General features: G+C 42.2%; 18 protein-coding genes. 9 read left to right on the forward strand and 9 right to left on the reverse strand.

All coding sequences use genetic code 11. The features are described from left to right. The first annotated feature begins 82 nt into the window (after nt 1-82). The 3 genes from BR02_RS0104460 (at nt 83) to BR02_RS0104470 (ending at nt 2,612) form a co-directional block, all read left to right on the forward strand. The gene (locus BR02_RS0104460) at nt 83-832 is read left to right on the forward strand and encodes a metal ABC transporter ATP-binding protein (protein ID WP_031514607.1); all 750 of its coding nucleotides are present in this window, start codon (nt 83-85) and stop codon (nt 830-832) included. 19 nt (nt 833-851) lie between these two features. Beyond that, entirely contained in the window at nt 852-1,697 is an 846-nt protein-coding gene (locus tag BR02_RS0104465) for a metal ABC transporter permease (protein ID WP_034638828.1), read from the forward strand. 150 nt (nt 1,698-1,847) lie between these two features. Beyond that, a complete protein-coding gene (locus BR02_RS0104470; RefSeq protein WP_238442402.1) occupies nt 1,848-2,612 on the forward strand; it encodes a LysM peptidoglycan-binding domain-containing protein in 765 nt (254 codons plus the stop codon). Between the two features lie 548 nt (nt 2,613-3,160). On the opposite strand, the gene BR02_RS0104480 is transcribed toward BR02_RS0104470, so the two are convergent. Both BR02_RS0104480 and BR02_RS0104485 read right to left on the reverse strand, forming a co-directional pair. After that, nucleotides 3,161-4,387, reverse strand: coding sequence for an arginine deiminase (locus tag BR02_RS0104480; RefSeq protein ID WP_031514613.1), 1,227 nt, complete (start codon nt 4,385-4,387; stop codon nt 3,161-3,163). A gap of 176 nt (nt 4,388-4,563) precedes the next feature. Beyond that, nucleotides 4,564-5,463 carry a PLP-dependent cysteine synthase family protein gene (locus BR02_RS0104485; protein ID WP_031514615.1) on the reverse strand — a complete coding sequence of 300 codons (900 nt, stop codon included), beginning with the start codon at nt 5,461-5,463 and terminating at the stop codon, nt 4,564-4,566. 287 nt (nt 5,464-5,750) lie between these two features. Here BR02_RS0104485 and BR02_RS0104495 point away from each other — a divergent pair, with 287 nt between their 5' ends. The 4 genes from BR02_RS0104495 to BR02_RS0104510 all read left to right on the forward strand — a co-directional run bounded on the left by BR02_RS0104495 (nt 5,751) and on the right by BR02_RS0104510 (nt 9,875). Further along, nucleotides 5,751-6,548 (forward strand): FAD binding domain-containing protein, encoded by a 798-nt coding sequence (locus tag BR02_RS0104495; protein ID WP_031514617.1) that lies wholly within the window; start codon nt 5,751-5,753, stop codon nt 6,546-6,548. After that, nucleotides 6,539-6,988 carry a (2Fe-2S)-binding protein gene (locus tag BR02_RS0104500; RefSeq protein ID WP_031514619.1) on the forward strand — a complete coding sequence of 150 codons (450 nt, stop codon included), beginning with the start codon at nt 6,539-6,541 and terminating at the stop codon, nt 6,986-6,988. Before BR02_RS0104495 ends, BR02_RS0104500 begins: the two co-directional genes overlap by 10 nt. Nucleotides 6,989-6,990: 2 nt before the next feature. Then, entirely contained in the window at nt 6,991-9,270 is a 2,280-nt protein-coding gene (locus BR02_RS0104505) for a xanthine dehydrogenase family protein molybdopterin-binding subunit (protein WP_031514621.1), read from the forward strand. A gap of 119 nt (nt 9,271-9,389) precedes the next feature. Continuing rightward, nucleotides 9,390-9,875: a superoxide dismutase family protein gene (locus BR02_RS0104510; protein ID WP_031514623.1), complete on the forward strand. Its 486-nt coding sequence runs from the start codon at nt 9,390-9,392 to the stop codon at nt 9,873-9,875. 68 nt (nt 9,876-9,943) lie between these two features. Here BR02_RS0104510 and BR02_RS0104515 read toward each other — a convergent pair whose 3' ends face one another. From BR02_RS0104515 to BR02_RS0104545, 7 genes are read right to left on the reverse strand one after another with little or no spacing between them, the layout of a single operon-like run. Continuing rightward, a complete protein-coding gene (locus BR02_RS0104515; protein WP_031514625.1) occupies nt 9,944-11,221 on the reverse strand; it encodes a phenylacetate--CoA ligase family protein in 1,278 nt (425 codons plus the stop codon). A 4-nt stretch (nt 11,222-11,225) separates the two neighbouring features. Beyond that, the gene (locus BR02_RS0104520) at nt 11,226-11,813 is read right to left on the reverse strand and encodes an indolepyruvate oxidoreductase subunit beta (RefSeq protein ID WP_031514627.1); all 588 of its coding nucleotides are present in this window, start codon (nt 11,811-11,813) and stop codon (nt 11,226-11,228) included. A gap of 2 nt (nt 11,814-11,815) precedes the next feature. Next, the gene (gene iorA, locus BR02_RS0104525; RefSeq protein ID WP_031514629.1) at nt 11,816-13,600 is read right to left on the reverse strand and encodes an indolepyruvate ferredoxin oxidoreductase subunit alpha; all 1,785 of its coding nucleotides are present in this window, start codon (nt 13,598-13,600) and stop codon (nt 11,816-11,818) included. Nucleotides 13,601-13,625: 25 nt separating this feature from the next. After that, a complete protein-coding gene (locus BR02_RS0104530; protein WP_238442403.1) occupies nt 13,626-14,423 on the reverse strand; it encodes an energy-coupling factor transporter transmembrane component T family protein in 798 nt (265 codons plus the stop codon). Continuing rightward, on the reverse strand, nt 14,398-15,234 hold the full coding sequence (locus BR02_RS0104535) for an energy-coupling factor ABC transporter ATP-binding protein (RefSeq protein WP_238442404.1): 837 nt from the start codon (nt 15,232-15,234) through the stop codon (nt 14,398-14,400). The genes BR02_RS0104530 and BR02_RS0104535 overlap by 26 nt, the downstream gene beginning before the upstream one ends. A 12-nt stretch (nt 15,235-15,246) precedes the next feature. Continuing rightward, a complete protein-coding gene (locus BR02_RS0104540; RefSeq protein ID WP_031514634.1) occupies nt 15,247-16,086 on the reverse strand; it encodes an energy-coupling factor ABC transporter ATP-binding protein in 840 nt (279 codons plus the stop codon). A 31-nt stretch (nt 16,087-16,117) separates the two neighbouring features. Beyond that, nucleotides 16,118-16,687, reverse strand: coding sequence for a tryptophan transporter (locus tag BR02_RS0104545; protein WP_031514636.1), 570 nt, complete (start codon nt 16,685-16,687; stop codon nt 16,118-16,120). A gap of 359 nt (nt 16,688-17,046) precedes the next feature. Between BR02_RS0104545 and BR02_RS0104550 the strand changes: the two genes are divergently transcribed. Together BR02_RS0104550 and BR02_RS0104555 are read left to right on the forward strand one after the other, a co-directional pair. Then, the gene (locus BR02_RS0104550) at nt 17,047-17,241 is read left to right on the forward strand and encodes a hypothetical protein (protein WP_031514638.1); all 195 of its coding nucleotides are present in this window, start codon (nt 17,047-17,049) and stop codon (nt 17,239-17,241) included. A 223-nt stretch (nt 17,242-17,464) separates the two neighbouring features. Continuing rightward, nucleotides 17,465-18,109, forward strand: coding sequence for a GntR family transcriptional regulator (locus BR02_RS0104555; protein ID WP_051688119.1), 645 nt, complete (start codon nt 17,465-17,467; stop codon nt 18,107-18,109). Nucleotides 18,110-18,133 lie beyond the last annotated feature (24 nt).

Below are 18,133 nucleotides of genomic sequence, written 5' to 3' on the forward strand. Positions count from 1 at the left end.
CTTTGAAATTTATGGTTATTGTAGTCAATGTTTGTAAAAACTATATAATATATTGTTTAAGCAGGGCAACTGAGGAGGTTTTATGGAAAAAGGTAATTGTATCATTGAAATTAAAGATATGTATTTTAACTACTCTTGTCACCCAGTGCTGGAAAATATTAATTTATCAGTTAAACAAGGTGACTCTATAGGGATTACTGGGCCTAACGGGGCAGGTAAAAGCACATTATTAAAACTAATATTAGGCTCACTGAAACCTTCTGCAGGCTTTGTTAAAATTTTTGGTGTTGATGCTTGTAAATATAAATCTAAACACCAAGTAGGTTATGTACCACAAAAGGCCACTTCTTTTAACCAGGGTTTTCCAACAACGGTATTGGAAACTGTTGTTTCTGGCAGAGCTGGCAAGCGTGGTCTCTTTAAATTCCTTAACGGTGCAGATTATGAATATGCTGAAAAAACAATGAAGCAATTAGGAATTTACCACTTACGACATCGTATGCTTTCTGAAATTTCAGGAGGGCAACAACAGCTAGTATTTATAGCTCGGGCATTGGTCTCTCATCCTCGACTTTTAGTTTTGGATGAACCCACCGTTGGGATAGACAAACAATTTCAGGATAAAATTGTAAACTTGTTAAAAGAGTTAAATAATTCTCAAGGGATAACCTTATTAATTGTATCCCATGAACCAAATATAATATCACCGGTGATCAATCGACAGGTTTGTCTAGACAAAAAGATATGCCACTGCAGTTGTCATTCATCCACCTTTGGGAGTATAGACTGTAAAAGAAAAATAACTATACGTCAAGCAATTGATGTAGGTTAAGGGGATATAGGAGTATATTATGGATATCTTTCAATATACCTTTATGTGTAACGCTTTTATTATCGGTTTAGTGGTGGCAATAATTTGTCCGCTGGTGGGGCTATTTATCGTGTTAAGGCGTATGTCATTGATAGCGGATGCTCTATCACACATTTCATTGGCCGGCGTGGCCGCCGGTCTTATTTCCGGTACTAACCCTGTTATCGGTGCAGCTTTGTTTGCAGTGGGTGGAGGTATATTGATAGAAAATTTGCGCCAAAGATACCGAAACTACTCTGAGCTTTCAATAGCTATTATGTTATCCACCGGAGTGGCTTTGGCCGCAATTCTGTTAGGTATGGGGAAAGGAATAAATGCAGGTGTACTGTCTTACTTGTTTGGAAGCATAATCGTAACAGATCGGTTTGATGTATTAATTATCCTTGTTGCCGGAATAACAGTTTTACTTCTGATAGCCTTGCTGTTTAAAGAGCTGTATTTAATATCCTTTGATGAGGAAACTGCACAAAATTCAGGTATCCCCGTTAGAGCCATCAACATAGTATTTACTGCTTCTACAGCCCTTACTATAGCTTTAGCCATGCGTATAGTTGGCATACTAATGGTTTCATCGCTAATGATAATTCCTGTGGCCACAGCACTACAACTGGCAAAAAGTTTTAAATCTGCCTTATGGTTATCAATTATATTAGGTATAATTTCAGTGATTATTGGTTTATTTTTATCATTTTATCTAGATCTACCCCCAGGAGGTACAATTATTCTGCTATCAGTTGCCATCTTGGTATGTATATTGGCCATCAAAAATCTTGCTACTAACAAACATCATATCAACAGCTTACCTGAAAAAGCAGAAACAAATTAAAATTACTGTATTCTAAGCTAACAAAACCATCATTGCCCCATAACTTTCCAAAAGGGAAATGTAGAACAATGTCGTAATGTTTACTTGTACCTAAAAAAATTACAGAAAAGGGAGGGACAGGTTTTCATTACGAGATTAAGTTCTATTTTTGTGGGTTTATTTTTAGCCATGCTTTTTGTGGCGGTACCGTTTGCTGAAGCTGAAGCTAATACCACACATACTGTACAAAGGGGTGAATCACTTTACTTAATTAGTCAAAAGTATGGTGTAACAGTACCTCAACTACAGCAGGCCAATGGTATTAGCGGTACAATTATTTATGTGGGGCAAAGTATAACTATTCCGTCAACTTCCTCTGGCAGTGGGGTGCACACAGTAACCAGAGGAGAAACATTATATATTATAGCCCAAAAATATGGAGTAACATATCAAGATATAATGCGTCAGAACAATTTAAGCAGCACAGTAATTTATCCAGGTCAACAGCTACGTATTCCCATTGCCAGTACGGTTGCAGATCGCGGCGCAGTTAGATCCGGCAATGGCAACGTTTCTGCCGCTGATTTGGATTTGCTGGCCAGAATTATCAGTGCAGAGGCCCAAGGGGAATCATACACCACTCAAGTGGCAGTTGGTGCCGTTGTATTGAACCGTGTAAAGCACCGTGATTTTCCAAACACTATTTCAGGTGTAATATATGACCGCAGCAACGGTTATTACCAATTTACACCGGTAATGAACGGCTGGATCAACAGACCGGCCACTGATTCTGCCAAAAGAGCTGCCCAAGATGCAGTTAATGGTTGGGATCCAACTAACGGGGCAATATATTTCTTTGAGTCCTGGGTTACTAATCAGTGGTTACAGTCAAGACCCTTTGCTGCAAAAATTGGCGCATTTACCTTTACCTACTAATTCAAATATTGTTAGCCGGGAGTAATCCCGGCTATTTTTAATAAGAAAGTAGAAAGTTTACATAAAATCTTAATTGTCTAACTTGGTCTCATGTCAAGGATTATCTCTAAGAAGAAATTCCTCTAACTCCTTAAAAAGTTCAAATGAGTATCAATGGTCATCATAACTAAAGCTTCTATATCTTTGTTGTCTTCGTGAGTTGGTAAAGTATTTAATAAAATACTGTTAATTACCATAACATGTTAGATTTTCAACTATAATGGGCCTAGAAATATCTTGATACTGTTCAGAAATATTTACATTATCAATAGGGAGATAGGGAGCTACTGATAATTTATTTGGGTGAACAATGAGTGGCTGAAATTAGTCTTATATAAAAATGTGGAAAAAATGGGGAAGGGGAATAAAGCATTACTCAAAGGGAAACGTAATTCATAGCTTATTAGATTATTACAAGAATAGCACACTTACATTTACCTATTAATTTATTTTTTAAAAAACAGCCGGTAATATACCCCGGCTGTTTTTTAAAATGGTTTACATAATCCTTATTTGTACACATTTAATCTGGACAAGGGCATGGTCATACACCTGGGGCCACCCCTGCCACGGACCAGTTCAGAACCATCTATTTCAAGTACATTTATCCCGTGTTTCCGAAGCAGTTTATTTGTTACTTGATTTCTGTCATAACACACCACCGTTCCCGGTTTGACAGCTAAGGTATTGGTGCTGTCGCCCCATTGTTCCCGGGCTGCTGTGATTGCATCGTCACCACCGGAGTAAATAATATCTACCTGGTTGACACCCAAGGCTTTACTCAAGGCAGAGGATAGGCTAAGACCATTTTTGGCAGATACACGGTTATCGTTACTTTTTTCCATCCAGTAAACATGTATATTATCCCTAATACCGGGGTACATTAAAAATTTATCATAGTCTACCATTGTAAAAACAGTATCCAAGTGCATATAAGCCCTCTTTGCAGGAATTTGCACAACAATTATTTGTTTAACAGCGTTTTTTTCTACTAAATATTTATTTGCCACCCATTCAATGGCCTCTTCAGTTGTTCTTTCACTTAAACCAATGACCAGGGTAGAGGGGTTGATAATTAACACATCCCCGCCTTCAATACCCACAGGAATCTCTTTGTCAAACCACAGTGAAGTATTATTAAATAAAGGATGATACAAGTGAATATATTTTAAAAATATGGTTTCTCTTCGGCGGGCAAAATTAAACATGCTGCTTATCTGTAGTCTGTCTAATATCATTGAACCGTGATCCCGGGTAAAGTACATGCTGGGCATAGGATCTAGATAAAATGGGTAACTGCTCACTGTTAAATCACTGAGGGTTTGATGTTTTTTAAGCTCTCTAACTTCACTTTTAGGTAAACCGGCCATTAATTTAAAGACCAATTCACGTGGGGGAAGAGTTAGCAAATATTCTTTTACTAAGCCACAAACTTCAGGATCAACCAGACGGGTAAAATTTAAATGTTCTTCGATAAATTTAACTTTGATATCATTATCTTGAATTACATCGCTAATCAAATTTTGCACATAATATACCTTGGCACCACAATCCATAAGACATGATACAAATTGGTCATGTTCTAACTGTGCTTTTGCCAGCCATGGAATTTCATCAAACAGTAAATCCTCAAGGTATCGAGGAACTAAGTTTTCTAATTCTGAACCGGGGCGATGCATTAGCACTGCCTTTAAATGGCCAATTTCAGAAGTTATGTTAAACTGCTGCTCAGTCATCTTGAGTAACTCCTTTGTTAGAGAGGAAGATTATTCAGCAGTATTATTTCCATTTATAATAAACTTAATCTTGCAAGTTTGGTTCCGCTAATAAGTATTATGTAAACTAGCTAGTCTCTGAAAGAGAAAAAAAGATAAGCCTGTAATTTCTACAGGCTTACATAACAAATTCCCCATCATGAATCTGTATTAAATAAATCTGTGCTCAAGTATTTTTCCCCCCGATCGGGAAACAGCACCACAACAAAACCATCGTCTATTTCTTTAATGCACTCCAAGGCAGCAATCATGGCCGCTCCGCTGCTCATGCCCACAAAAATACCTTCCTGAGAAATAATCTTTCGAGCCATTTTAAAAGCGGCTTCAGTTTCAATCATAATTCTCCGATCAATCTTACTGGGATCGTATATTTCCGGCACAATGGCCTCTTCCATATTTTTTAACCCCTGGATGTAATGTCCTAAAACAGGATGTGCCTCCACTATTTGTACCTGGGGATTTTTCTTTTTTAATCCCATACCAACTCCCATGATGGTACCGGACGTTCCAAGGGCGGAAACAAAATGAGTGATCTTCCCACCGGTTCCCTCCCAAATTTCATTGGCTGTGGTCAAATAGTGCGCCATCTTATTGTACTCATTGGAAAATTGGTTTGGCATAAAGTATTTATCAGGATACTTTTTGCATAGTTCGTGGGCCTTCCTAATTGCCCCGTCTGTACCCAAATTTGCATCTGTCAGCACAACCTTTGCCCCAAAGGCTTCGATCATTTTACGGCGTTCCATGGACACCGCCGCACTCATGACTATTTCTACTGCATATCCTTTTACGGCACCTATCATGGCCAGCCCAATCCCTGTATTGCCGGAGGTGGGTTCAATTATTGTCTTATCTTTGGTAAGAATGCCGTTTTCCTCGGCCTGTTCAATCATTTTTATGGCAATACGGTCCTTTATGCTCCCTGTTGGGTTAAAACCCTCTACCTTTGCATACAGCGGGATATGCGGCTTCGGATTTAACTTATTTATCCTGACAAGCGGAGTACCACCAATAGTTTCAATAATGTTGTTGTACATGTGCATTTATCCTCCCAGATTATTATAATTAATATATCACAAATTTGTTAGTTAATATACAAAGGATATTTTATCATAACAATTTAAAAAAGTGCTGAATGATTGTCCAATGGCAGCTTTCTCGGAATTGGCAGTGGACTTAATATTGAATATTACAATATAAATAAATCCATAATGTAAAGGTATTATAAGCAGTAAATTCACTCTTTCCTGCTTAACTATAGCGGTATATTCTCTTTTCTGTTAGAATTGTAACAGGTTAATTAGACTGCAAGGAGGCCTAAACAATGTTCACTGTCGATAAATTAGTGCAACCTGATAGCATTGAAGAAGCTTATAGCCTTTTAATAAATAATAAAAGGGCCACTGTTTTAGGAGGTTGTGCCTTTTTAAAACTGGGATCAAGAAAAATCGATACTGCCATTGATTTGTCAAAGCTTAATTTAGATTATATCACAGAACACCATGACAATATTGAGATCGGTGCCATGGCCACCTTTAGGGATCTGGAAACTAATGATGCCCTCAATAAATATTTTAACGCCGTTATACCCAAGTCAGTCAGCAATATAATTGGTGTTCAGTTTAGAAATGTAGTCACTGTGGGTGCCAGTGTATTCTCAAAGTATGGTTTTTCCGACTTAATTACTGCACTGCTGGCCTTAGATACCGATGTAGAGCTTTGTAAAGGTGGCAGAATGCCGCTGGAACAGTATTTAAACAGACCGGCAGAAAAGGATATATTAACAAGGGTCTTTATTCATAAGGATGACAGAAAAGCCAGTTACCATAGTTTGCGAAACTCCATAAGTGATTTTCCCATCTTAAATGCTGCTGTGTCAAAGATTGGAAATGACTGGCGGATTGTGGTTGGCGCAAGGCCCACCAAAGCTACTCTGGCACATAAGGCCGCCGCTGAACTGGCTAAAGGCAATTTAACCCCTGACATGGTCAAGAGGGCCGCTAAGATTGCAGCCGAAGAATTGTCCTTTGGCACAAATATGCTGGCATCTGCCGAGTATAGAACAGCCATGTGTGAAGTACTGGTTACAAGGGCAGTAACGGAGGTTTTAGCATGCAAATAGAAACTATAATTAACGATAAAAAAGTAAGGTTAGAGGTAGAAAATGACGAACTGCTGGTAGACACCCTTAGAAATTATGGCTTGTTTAGTGTTAGACAAGGCTGTGATACTTCTTGTTGTGGGCTTTGTACCGTATGGATTGACGGCAAGCCAACCCTTTCCTGTACTACCCTCTCCTTTAGGGTTAACGGAAAAACAATTACCACCATTGAAGGGGTACAAAAGGAAGCAGAAGAATTTGCCCGGGTATTGGCATCGGAAGGGGCAGACCAATGTGGTTTTTGCAGCCCCGGCTTTATTATGACGGTGCTGGCCATGAAAAGGGAACTTAAAAATCCTAACGAGGACGAAATAGTACATTACCTAACGGGTAACCTATGTCGGTGCACAGGATATCTGGGGCAATTAAGAGCAATTAAGAAGTATTTGGGGGTTGATTAAATGTGAGTATTGGCAAGAGCATTCCTAAAATAGACAGTATCAGCATCACCACAGGCAAACCAGTTTATACCGATGACTTAGCAATGCCAAATTCATTGGTAGTAAAAATACTGAGAAGCCCCCACGCCTTTGCAAAAATTAAAGCCATTGATAAAAGCAGAGCTGAACAATTGCCAGGGGTGGAGTTAGTTTTAACTTATCAAGATGTTCCCAACATAAGGTTTACTTTGGCCGGACAATCCTACCCTGAACCCTCCCCCTATGACCGTTTGATTTTAGACCGGGTGGTACGGTATGTGGGAGATGAAGTGGCCATTGTTGCGGCTGTGGATGAAAAAACGGCCACACAGGCACTGGGCTTAATTAAAGTTGACTATGAAGTATATCAACCGGTGCTGGACTATGAACAGGCAATCGGCCACCCATCCGTCGTTCATTTCGAAGACGACTTATATTGTAATTTTGATATCGGTATGGAAAAGGAAAAAAACATCGTATGTAAACACCATGTTGAGTTTGGCAATGTTGAAGATGAACTAAAGAATTGTGCCGTGGTGGTGGAGGAAACCTACTATACCCAGGCCCAAGCCCACGCCATGATGGAAACTTACCGGGCCTTTAGTTATCTCGACCATACCGGAAGGTTGGTGGTGGTTACCTCAACACAAATTCCTTTTCATGTAAAGAGGCAGTTGGCCAGGGCACTACAGTTGCCGGCCAGTCAAATTAGAGTCATTAAGCCCCGCATCGGCGGCGGCTTTGGTGGTAAACAAACCGGTGCGGTGGAGATATTTACAGCCATTGTCACCCTAAAGACTGGAAAACCTGCTAAAATTATCTATGACAGAAAAGAAACCTTTAGCTGTACCACCAGTCGCCATGCAATGCGTTTAAAGGTCAAACTAGGCTCAGATTTAGACGGTACCATCAGAGTTGTAGATATTCAGGGCTTATCAGATACCGGTGCCTACGGCGAGCACGCCCCTACCGTTTTTTCAGTGGTGGGTGAAAAAACACTCCCCCTTTATAACAAGGCTAAGGCTCTTAGATTTATGGGACAGGTAGTTTATACCAACAAAATGCCTGCCGGGGCACTAAGGGGTTACGGAGCTACCCAGGGAACCTTTGCCCTGGAATCTGCAGTTAATAAGTTGGCCGAAAAACTAAACATGGATCCTATTGAAATTAGAATGAAAAACCTGATTAAGGAAGGAGAATCTTCGCCGGCATACCATGACGGCAAACCCCTTGACAGTTCCTCATTGCACCGCTGTATAGAAAAAGGTAAAGAATTAATCCGCTGGCAGGAGAAATACCCACGGGTAGAGATGGGTAATAACAAAGTAAGGGCTGTGGGAATGGCCGTAACCATGCAAGGTTCCGGCATTGCCGGAATTGATACAGCATCGGCAGAGATCAGATTGAATGATGATGGCAACTACACCCTCTTAGTTGGCTCCACTGACATGGGAACCGGCAGTGACACCATACTTGCCCAAATGGCCGCTGAAGTGCTGGATACAGAGGTTGAGAACATCATAGTAAACTCCGCAGATACCGATGTTTCACCCTTTGATCCCGGCTCCTATGCGTCCAGTACCACCTATGTCACCGGTATGGCTGTGAAAAAGGCTGCAGAACAACTTAAGGCTAAGATTATCGAGCATGGGGCAAAGCTTCTGCAAGTGAACACCGGCGAAATAGTATTTACCGGCCATACACTTAAAACAAGTGACGGTTCGGCATCTCTCAGTTTAGTTGAACTGGCCTATAAAATGGTGTTGGGTACAGGAAAACTACAGCTGGTTGGCACCGCAACCTATGGCAATGATGTGTCTCCCCCACCCTTTATTGCCGGCTTTGCAGAAGTGGAAGTGGATAAGGAAACAGGAAAAGTAGACTTGCTGGATTTTGTGGCGGTGGTGGATTGTGGTACTGTCGTCAACCCCAATCTGGCCAGAATACAAACAGAAGGTGGCCTTGTCCAGGGTATAGGTTTGGCCCTGTACGAGGATGTAAGGTATGATAAAAAAGGAAACATGCAAACCAATAACTTTATGAATTATAAAATCCCCTGCCGCAAAGATATTGGCAATATCACCGTGGTCTTTGAAGAGAGTTACGAGCCTTCTGGGCCCTTTGGGGCAAAATCTTTGGGAGAAGTGGTTACTAACTCACCTGCCCCTGCCATTGCCGCAGCTGTTTACAATGCCGTGGGCGTTCGCATTAACGACCTTCCCATAACCCCGGAAAAGGTGTTCATGGGATTAAAAAATAAGTAACTGCAGTTTTAGATATTTAAATGGAGCGGTCCTCACCGCTCCATTAATTATGTTAATATTTAACATTTACTGCCCATCCATAATAATATAAGAAAACTGAAACTATGGAGGGATAAGATATGAATGCATATAACCGGTCATCCGGCAAGGTAGCGGTGGCGGATATTGTGGGCGGACCCTTGGCACCGCAATTAAGTGGTGTGGTTTATTTCCGTGAAGTTTACGGAGGTACTTGGGTATCAGTGGAGGTAAACGGTCTTCCTCCCTATCAACCGGCCACTGACGGCAAAAATCCCATTGGACCCCATGGATTTCATATCCATCAAATGGGTGATTGCACAGTGGGCAAGCCCGAAAATCCCTTTCAAGCCGCCGGGGGGCACTGGAACCCGTATAATCAACCCCATGGCAACCATGCCGGAGATTTTCCAGTGATATTTTCTAACAATGGGTATGCTAAGATGAGTTTTTATACAAATAAATTTACCGTTGACCAGGTTGTGGGTTTGTCAGTGATAATTCACGAAAATCCCGATGACTACCGCACTCAACCGGCAGGGGACGCAGGCAGGCGGTTGGCCTGTGGTGTAATTGGCTGGAGTTAACAATAATTATGTTTATGTAAACTAATTTGTTATAAAATAACTTTGGGGCTGTTCGCCCCAAAGTTATACTACTCTTCCCGTAAGTCAAATACTCTCTTACTCTTTTTTTCAGTCCTTGGCAGCTGACCATACTCCAATGCTTCTACTTCAGCTAATATACCAATTTTTTTCTTGATATTTTGCTTGCACAGGTCAGCCACCTGCTGCAGTTGGTGGCCCTCTTCAGCTTCAATCCTCACCAATATTTTATCTTTACCCCTGTCACGGGTTAATACCAGTTGATATTCACTGGCTGCTCCGGGGGTTTCCTTTAATACATGATCAATCTGCCCGGGGTAAATGTTAACACCCTTTACTTTAATCATGTCATCACTGCGGCCCAGTATTCTACCTATTAAAGGATATGGTGACCCACAGGCGCAGCGTTCTAACTTTAAGCAGGTGATATCGTGGGTGCGGTAGCGCAACAGTGGCATACCTTCCTTGGTTAGGGTGGTAATTACCAGTTCACCCTGCTGGCCTTCAGGCAGTTGTTCTCCGGTGTCAGGGTCGATAATTTCAAATAAAAGGTGATCAGACCAGTAGTGTAAGCCATTGTGCAAAGGACAGTCTATGGCAATGCCCGGCCCATAGATTTCTGTCAAGCCGTAAATGTCAAAGGTTTCAATGCCTAAGTTTTCTGCAATACGGGCTCTCATTTTATCTCCCCATCGTTCAGAGCCGAAAATGCCAAGCCTCAATGCAACTTTATTTTTTATTTTCCGACGGCAAATTTCTTCCGCTAACAATAAGCCATAGGATGAGGTGCCAATTAAAACAGATGATTGCAGATCCACCATCATTTCAATTTGCTTTTCAGTATTACCGGGGCCGGTCGGTATGGCCATGGCCCCAATACGTTCTACCCCCGCCTGAAACCCGATGCCGGCAGTCCACAGGCCATAACCTGGGGTTATCTGAATACGATCTTTATTTGTTACCCCCACCATGCTCATACAGCGAGCCATCATTTCCGTCCAGTTTTCCACATCCTTAGCGGTATAGGGTATAATTACCGGCTTGCCGGTGGTGCCGGAAGAAGAGTGTATACGCACCACCTCTTCTTCCGGCACCGCCATCATTCCCAATGGATATGCCAGGCGAAGTTCTGACTTGGTGGTAAAGGGTATTTTAGCCAGATCTTTAATGGTGCGAATATCACCGGGCTTAACACCGTGCTCATTTAACTTATTTCGATAGTAAGGAGAGTGTTGATATACCCTGTCGATTAATTCTTTTAATTTTTCCAGTTGTTGGGTGTATAGTTCCGAATAGTTAAAAGATTCTTTTATCGCTGCCACTGCCATCCTTTTACACCTCCAGAGACTGATAGCCCAATTCAAAGGCCCGCCGATTAACATCTTTGAATTTTATTGGTACCGCATTAATCACAGTATCTAACAGTTGTTGACCTGAAAAGGGTAATATTTTTAAAGCAGCCACAGCACCCAGCAGCACAACGTTAGCCACTTTCACATTTCCGGCTTTAGCGGCCAAGTTACTTGCATCTAATAAATGAAGGTTGGGTGCATGCTGTTTTAGGTAATTAATTAAAGTGTTTTCATCATAAGGGGCCATTCCCAGGGTGGCAGATACCGGTATAATGCAGGCGGTATTTGCCACCACAGTGCAGTTTTTCTTAACCCTGGGCAGCATCCGCACTGTCTCCGCCAGTTCCAAGCCAAGCAGCACGTCCCCCTCACCCTCGGGAATAATAGGGCTGTAAACGTCTTCACCAATGCGTACTTGACTCATCACCACGCCTTCCCTTTGGGCCATGCCAATTGCCTCAGAGGTGCGCACCGGGTGTCCTGCATTAATCGCTGCCTGGGCCAGTATGCGGGATGCTAATACATTTCCCTGGCCCCCTACACCGCTTATAATTACATCAAATTTCATAATTAGCGTACCTCCTGAATTGCTTTAGCCGGACAAATTTGAGCACAGAGGCCACAACCGGTGCAACGGTTTGATATAACCGGCAGGTTACCCCGTTTAAAAATTGCCGGGCAACCTAACTCATCTATGCAGATGCCGCATTCCAAACATTCTTCTTCATTTACATGAAGGGGCCGGTTACCGTCTTTAACCAAGGCGACACATTCCCTGCGCATCACTACCACAGAGGGCCCTGGATAATCCAAGGCGGCTTTGGCAGCTGCCTTAGCCTCTTTCAACCGGTATGGGTCAACCACTTGTACAAACTCTGCACCACAGCATTCTGCTATTTTTGCTATATCTAATCCTTTAGTTGCTTCACCCATGGCCGTGTGTTCCAGCCCTGGGTGAGGTTGGTGTCCTGTCATGGCCGTGGTACGGTTATCAAGTACCACCAGCGTTATATTGGCCTTGTTATATACCGCATTAATTAAACCGGAAATGCCGGTGTGGAAAAAAGTTGAGTCTCCTAAGAAAGCAATTTGCTGCCGGCCGGGTTCTACCCTGTTTAAACCGCTGGCAATGGTTACGCTAGCCCCCATGCAAAGACAGGTATCCACTGCATTTAGCGGCCGCATATTACCCAGTGTGTAACATCCTATATCACCGGCAAAAACAGCATCTTTGTCAGCAACTTGCTTAAAGGCATAAAAAGAGGCCCGATGGGGACATCCTGCACAAAGCACAGGTGGGCGCACCGGCAAGGGCGGCAGTTCCGCCTCTTCAATCTCCGGTACTTCAATGCCCACAAATTGGGCCACAGCCTGTGCTACCTTATTTACATTCAATTCCCCTTCCCGGGGAATATAGTTTTCTTCTTTACCAACCAACTGCACCGACAACCTGTGTTTATAGGCTAATTTTATTAACTGGTCTTCCACCACCGGTTCTTGTTCTTCCACCACCAGTATCCTTTGATGGCGCTGCATAAAATCCAATGCCAACTTATTTGGCAGCGGATAAGGAGTGCCTATTTTCAGCACTGATAATTTAACACCCAACATGTGCAATGCTTCCTTCACATAATTGTAAGAAACACCGGCGGCCACAATACCTACTCGGTCACGGTATTCTGCTTGGTTATAATTCAGTTTTTCAAACAGGTCTGCAGCAACCTCTTGCTGCCTGTTTAACCAGTGGTGCTGTTTAATTGCCAAACTGGGAAATATAACCCAACGTGGGTCCTTCACAAATCCTTCCGGCACAAGGGGCTCCCTCTCATCACCTAGGGTCACGTCCTGACAGACATGACAAGTGCGGGTGGTGGGGCGCAATATAACAGGCATGCCTAATTTTTCGGATATTTCAAATGCTGTGACAGTCATATCTTTAGCCTCTTGAGGGGTAGACGGATCCAGCACCGGCAGCTTAGCCAATTGTGCAAACTTCCTGGTATCCTGCTCATTTTGAGAACTATGGGGGCCGGGATCATCGGCAACCACAACCACCAGTCCGCCCTTTACACCTATATAAGCTAAAGTCATCAGTGGATCCGCTGCCACATTTAAACCAACTTGTTTCATGGTAACCATTGCCCTGGCCCCGGCATAGGCGGCGCCGGCAGCAACCTCCAAGGCAACTTTTTCATTAACTGACCATTCCACATATATATTTCTATCTTTAGCCATTGATGATAGGGTTGTAAATATTTCTGAAGAAGGTGTACCTGGGTACGCAGCGGCAACCTTCACCCCGGCCTCTACCGCCCCCCGGGCAATGGCCTCATTTCCCATCAATAGTTTTTTCATCTTTTACTCCTCCAAAAGTATAAAATTATGCTACTCCGTATCCATGTATCCTGGCCACTATAACACAAATTACCATTACCGCTATTAGTACCATAACAAAAACATCAATGGCCTTAATTGCCTTTTCGTTAAAGTAGGTTCGCTTGCCCCCTCCATAGCCCCGTGTCTCCATGGCCATAGCCAGCCTTTCTGCCTTTTGCAGTGAAATCAACACCAGCGGTACCGCAACCGGGATATATGACTTTATCTTTACCAGAGGGTTGCCTCCATCCACCGTACAGGCCCGGCAAGCCTGTGCAGCACTTATTTGTTTTACTTCTGATAAAAAGGTGGGTATAAATCGCAGTGCAGTCATAAACATAAAAACATAATCATAGGGTAATTTTAATTTTTCTGTAAGACATAAAACAATATCTTTAAATTGGGTTGTTGCCAGAAAAACCACAAAACTTAACACCAAAGCCATCATTCTAATGCCCATGGCTATTCCCAAGTTTAGTGCACCGGTGGTTACAGGTACATACCCACCGGGTATTAAATAAAAGAGTGTTAAACCTTCTTTATAAAAAAACACTTGCAACAACACCAGCACAAGGGCAAATATACTTAAGCCCTTTACCAACGGTAATATTCTGTTAATTACCCCTGCCGACACAGCAACCAATAATACTGAAACTAACAATGCCAAAAGGAAATAGGTGTGACTAAAAGTAAGAGCCACCACCATTACCGCCACCGTCCAGCACATCTTCGTCAGTGGATTTAGCTGATGTATAAAGGAATTCCCCTGTACATAATCAACCGCAGATGCCAATGGGTTCACTCCTTTGGGTTCTCTTTATCGCTTGATACACTTCTTCCACCGTAAGTAAATTCCCGTCTATTACACCGTACTCATTTAGGCGGTTAGCCAATTGAGTGATTGGTGGCAGTTCTAGCAAGGTTTGTGCAAGTAGGGCCGGCTTGGAAAACGCCTGGCGAACGGTACCGTCCAGTAAGACTTGGCCGTTACAGAGAACAACAACGCGCTTAGCATACTCAGCCACCAGTGACATGTCATGGGTGATAAAAATAATGGTATGGCCGGCTTCATTTAAAGCACGGGCCATCTCCATAATTTGCATTCCTTCCCGGTAATCTTGTCCGGTGGTGGGTTCATCAAGAACAATAACCTTGGTGCGCATTGCCAATACCGATGCCAAGGCCACACGCTGACGCTGACCCTTACTTAGGTCATAGGGGTAGGCTTGACGGTAGTCCTCCAGACCCACAGATTTTAAAGCTTCACTTACTCGCACCTCTATTTCATCACTGCTTAACTTTAAATTTTTAAGGCCAAAGGCTATTTCACTTTCCACCGTATTGTGAAATATTTGATGATCTGGGTTTTGAAAAACAAATCCCACCTCCCTGGCCAGTTCCGAAACCTTAAGTGCAGCGGTATCTTTATTGTTCACGAACACCTTGCCAAAGGTGGGTTTATGCAAGCCATTAAAATGTTTTACCAGGGTTGTTTTGCCGGCGCCGTTTTGGCCCACCAAGGCTATAAAATCACCGGCCTCTATCGTCAAACTTATATTTTTCAGCACCATTTCTTCTTGATAGCTATAACTCAAATTCTCTACTTTAATCACTTTTATTTCCCCTTATTTAGCAAGCAACTTTTCAATGTATGCCATCCCCTCGGTCACCGTTAGGGGTAAGTGCTGCAATTTTTTATCTATCATATGGGCTAGCTCAGCCACCTGGGGTGGCTTAACGCCTAAATTCAGCAATTCCTCCTGCCGGGAAAATACCTCCCTGGGTGAACCCTTCATTATTACCTTTCCCTCGTTCATTACAACTATTTCATCTGCATAACGGGCCAGCAACTCAGTTTTTTGTTCCACCAAAACAATGGTAATGCCATGTTTTTCATTCAAAACCCTTAATACCTCAAAGATTTCTTTGGTGCCTATGGGATCCAACTCAGATGTCGGTTCATCAAGCACCAACACCTTAGGGTATAATGCCAGTACTGCGGCTATTGCCAATCGTTGTTTTTGACCGCCCGAAAGTTCATTGGTGTTACTGTTACGTAAATGACTGATGCCGGTCATTTGCAAAGCCTCAGCTATCCTAGCATCCATTTGTTCCGGTGCCACACCCATGTTTTCCAAGCCAAAGGCAATTTCTTGTTCCACGTCCATGGATACGATCTGTGATTCCGGATCATCAAACACACTGCCCACGCTGCGGGCGATATTTGCTATGGTATCTTGAAAGATTGATTTACCTTTAAATAGCACCTGGCCCTGCATTTTGCCACCCTGAAAATGTGGTATAATGCCATTTAAACATTTTGCCAGTGTACTTTTACCGGCACCGGTGGGCCCCGTAATCGCTATAAATTGGCCTTCCTTTACGGTAAGGTTTAGCCCCTCTAATGCGGGTTTTTCGGCCTGTGGATAATAAAAGGACAGGTTTTGAATGTCATATAGCACCATTGCAGTCACCCCAGTAAATTCTTACCCATGCTTATAATCTTAAAAACTTTTTTGCAGGCGCATAAAGTGCCTGGGCCATCACAGCATTAATGAACATCATAGGAACCACTACACCCACAAAGGCAGCTTGCATGGCAGCCATTGGCATTTTTAATGCAAAGTGGAAGTTTAATACCACATAAATTGCACCACTGACCAGTGTGCCAATTAAGGTGGCCACTATTGGTTTAAAGGAATAACCCTTCATTTTTTGCAAGTCCGGTATCATTTTAACTACCAGTAAACAAGCCAGGGCGCCGGCAGGTTCAGTAATTAAATTTAACATCGGGATTGGAGACTTGGAAAAAATCATGCAAACTGCACCGGCCACAAAGCCAATACCTAAGGTGCCACCAATTCCTGGCCTTAGCAAAACTATCGCTAAACAATACATGGCAATTATAAAGTTAGGAGTAATACCCAAAATATTAGGTGAAAACATTCTTAACACTGCACCAATAGCAATTAGAATTGCTACTACGGCTATTGACTTACTACGGCTGACAGGGGCTGCATCGATAAAACCGGTTTCAGCCGCGGCATTTTGTTTTAAGTTACTCATTTACTCATCTCTCCTCTTCTAATCTAATCTTTCATTAACCAATTAAACTAAGGATATACTCGGCCTCTTACTTTGGACGGGTGCTCCTTGATTTATGATAGCCCTTCTTTGCTGCCGAAAACACTGCTCCAAACCAAAAAACCAGGCATACTGTGCCTGGTTAAAATCACATAGCAACCAATGCTAATCTCTCCTTGGCTCAGCTTACCTCAACTAAACTCACCTGCCTATATAGTTTTTAGAAGTACTAATCTCAGCTAACTAAACTTTACTGCTTAAAATTATACCACAACGATTAAGCACTGTCACGCATTATTTGCATTAGACCCTGTGAATAATATAAGTGGAGGTGATATGCAATGCAAAAATATGTGGTAAGAGGCCCGGGAAGAAATTGCGAAGAAATTCAAGCAGATAATCTTCAACGGGCTGTACAGCGGGTGCAACAGATGCATCCCCAAAACACTGTAACAGCAGATGCCACTGAAGTAATTTATGTGTGCCAGCCCAATGAAAATGAAACAACTTGTCAAATGAAACTAAATGAAGAATAAAAACTATTAATAAAGAACCGTGTACAAGCCACGGTTCTTTATTAATAATTGTAACCGTTAATCATTGAAGCCACCATAAGTAGAATCTAGCCCATGCTTTTGGTATACCAAAAGAGGTATTTTAAATTAAGGAATCTTTCTTTATTATAAAAATTTTATTGTAAACCGACCAATATATAGTTATAATTCATATAAGATTGGTATACCACGGAGTTGAATATCTATGGAAAAAATGCGTGATAACGTATATTCTAGGTTGCGAAAAGCAATTTTAAAGGGCAAGTTTCAACCGGGTGATAGACTGGTAGAGAGGAAATTAGCCGAAAAATTAAATGTCAGTCGAACACCAATTAGAGAAGCTATTAGAATGCTTGAATTGGAAGGATTAGTATCCCATATACCTAGGGTAGGCTCAGTGGTATCCAGTATAGATGCTGTTGAGGTACATGAAATCTATCGTATACGTGCAGTGTTAGAAGGACTTGCTGCCAGAATGGCTGCAGAAAGAATTAAACCGGAACAACTTCAACAATTAACTGTTACATTACAAAAAATTGAGCAAGCCATCATAGACAATAAAATAGACAAATTAGAAGAACTGCACTTAGATTTTAACAGACTAATCTATGAATCTGCAGAAAGTACACGGCTTTATAACATGATTACTTCTATGGTAGATTTTATCAACAGATTTACCATGGTCGGTTATACTCGCCCGGGTCGCATCGCCCAAGCCCATAAAGAACACCGTCTAATAGTAGAGGCAATAAAATTAAGAGATGGCGAACTGGCTGAACGGGTGGCCAGGGAACATATCGAAAATTCCAGATATGCTTATTTCAAATCCATTGGCGAACAAGAGACTTAATTAGTACACTATGAGGGGGGTTTA

This window comes from Desulfofalx alkaliphila DSM 12257, assembly GCF_000711975.1.
GTDB classification, from domain to species: domain Bacteria; phylum Bacillota; class Desulfotomaculia; order Desulfotomaculales; family Desulfohalotomaculaceae; genus Desulfofalx; species Desulfofalx alkaliphila.